Raw genomic sequence first — 1921 nt, forward strand, 5'->3', positions numbered from 1 at the left:
TGCTCTCTCGCCTGGGTTACCGGGTGGTCGCCTCCACCGGCCGGCCGCAGGAGCAGGCCTATCTCGTGGCCCTGGGCGCGGCCGAGATCATCGACCGCGCGACCTTGTCGGCGCCGGCGCGCGGCCCCATCGGCGCCGAGCGCTGGGCCTGCGTGATCGATTCCGTGGGCAGTCACACCCTGGCGAACGCCCTGGCGCAGACGAAGTATCGCGGCGTGGTCACCGCCTGCGGCCTGGCCCAGGGCGTGGACCTGCCCGCCACGGTGCTGCCGTTCATCCTGCGCAATGTCACCCTGGCTGGGATCGACTCCGTCAATGCGCCGCGGGCGGTGCGGGAGGAGGCGTGGTCGCGCCTGGCGCGCGATCTGGACCTGGCCAGGCTCGAGAGCACGGTGACGGAGGTCGGCCTCGCCGACGTTCCCCAGATCGCCCAGGCGGTGCTGCGCGGCGAGGTGCGTGGCCGGACCCTTGTGGACGTCCGCCGCTAGGTCCCGCTCCCCTCGCGATGCATCGTCGCGAGGGGAGGGAGGCCTCTGAATCCAGACCAGAATGGGGTCGTGATGCGGGTCTTTGTCACTGGAGCTACGGGATGGGTGGGCGCCGCGGTAATCGAGGAGTTGATCGCCTCGGGGCATCGGGTGCTCGGCCTTACCCGGTCGGACTCGGGCGCTGCGTTGCTGACTGCGGCAGGCGCGGAGGTCCATCGCGGTTCGTTGGAAGACCCTGATAGCCTACGCCAAGGAGCGGCGCTGGCCGAGGGCGTGGTCCACACTGCGTTCAACCACGACTTCTCGCGATACGCGGAGAACAGCGAGATGGACCGGCGCGCCATCGAGGCGCTCGGCGCCGCGCTGGAAGGCTCCGACCGCCCCCTGCTCGTCACCTCCGAGCTGCCGTTCCTCGCGTCGGGCGGCGTCGCCACGGAGACCGACGCGTTCCATCCCGTTCCTGGCCCCTATGTCCGCCAGTCGGAAGCGGCGGTCGACGCCGTGGCGGCCCGCGGCGTCCGCGCGGCCGCCGTCCGCATGCCTCTCTCCGTCCACGGCGAGGGCGATCATGGCTTTGTGCCGGTCGTGATTAACCTCGCCCTTGCGAAGGGGGTTTCGGCCTATCCGGGGGACGGGCTCAACCGCTGGCCCGCGACGCACCGGCGCGACGTCGCCCGTATCTTCCGGCTTGCCCTCGAGCGGGGCGCCGCCGAGGGTCCGTATCACGCGATTGGCGAAGAAGGCGTGCCCTTCAAGGCGATCGCGGAAGTCATCGGCCAGCGTCTGAACGTGCCGGTCGTCGCCATATCTTCCGAGGAATCGGCCGACCACTTCGGCTGGTTCGCGATGTTCGCGGAGATGAACCTCCCCGCCACGAGCCACCGCACTCGCGCCCTGCTGAACTGGGAACCCACGGAGCCGGGACTCCTCTCCGACATGGAGCACGCGGGTTACTTCGCAGCGTGAACGCTCCGGGGACGCCGCCATTCTTCTGAGTTCGACGTTCAATCGCCGGTCCAAATGGATAGGGACTGGGAGAACAGATGCGGCCATCGTGACGGGGGCGTCCACGGGCATCGGCCGGGCCATCGCCGAGGCGCTGGCGCGGGCGGGGTTCGCGGTCTTCGGAACCAGCCGCCGCGCGACAACCGACGGCCGAAGCAGGTGACCATGCTGACGTGCGACGTGACGGATGATGAATCCGCCCCCCAGCCGGCCCGGCCACGGGCCATCCTCTCAGGCGGCGACCGGGAAGAGCGCCCCCGCTTCGCACCGCTGGGTGCGCGGCGGGGACGATGCGCCTACCAGGGCTCGTGGAAGGGCCGCACTTCGGCCAGGAACGACCAGGCGTCGCGTGGCTGATGGGCCAGGTGGAAGACCTCGCCGGCAATGGAGGTCGGGGAGATGAAGAAGTCGTCCTTGGCGTCCTTGAA

At 70.0% G+C, this 1921-nt stretch carries 3 protein-coding genes; all 3 read left to right on the top strand.

From position 1 onward, the window contains the following. On the top strand, nucleotides 1-488 hold a 488-nt coding region (locus tag VGD44_RS16620; RefSeq protein ID WP_331089100.1), incomplete at its 5' end, for a zinc-binding dehydrogenase. Between the two features lie 72 nt (nucleotides 489-560). Further along, complete coding sequence (locus VGD44_RS16625) at nucleotides 561-1454, top strand: SDR family oxidoreductase (protein ID WP_331089102.1); 894 nt, start codon at nucleotides 561-563, stop codon at nucleotides 1452-1454. Nucleotides 1455-1542: 88 nt separating this feature from the next. Beyond that, a complete protein-coding gene (locus VGD44_RS26535) occupies nucleotides 1543-1656 on the top strand; it encodes a hypothetical protein (RefSeq protein WP_414694679.1) in 114 nt (37 codons plus the stop codon). The last annotated feature ends 265 nt before the right edge of the window (nucleotides 1657-1921 follow it).

This window comes from Phenylobacterium sp. (genome assembly GCF_036402295.1).
Lineage (GTDB): Bacteria > Pseudomonadota > Alphaproteobacteria > Caulobacterales > Caulobacteraceae > Phenylobacterium.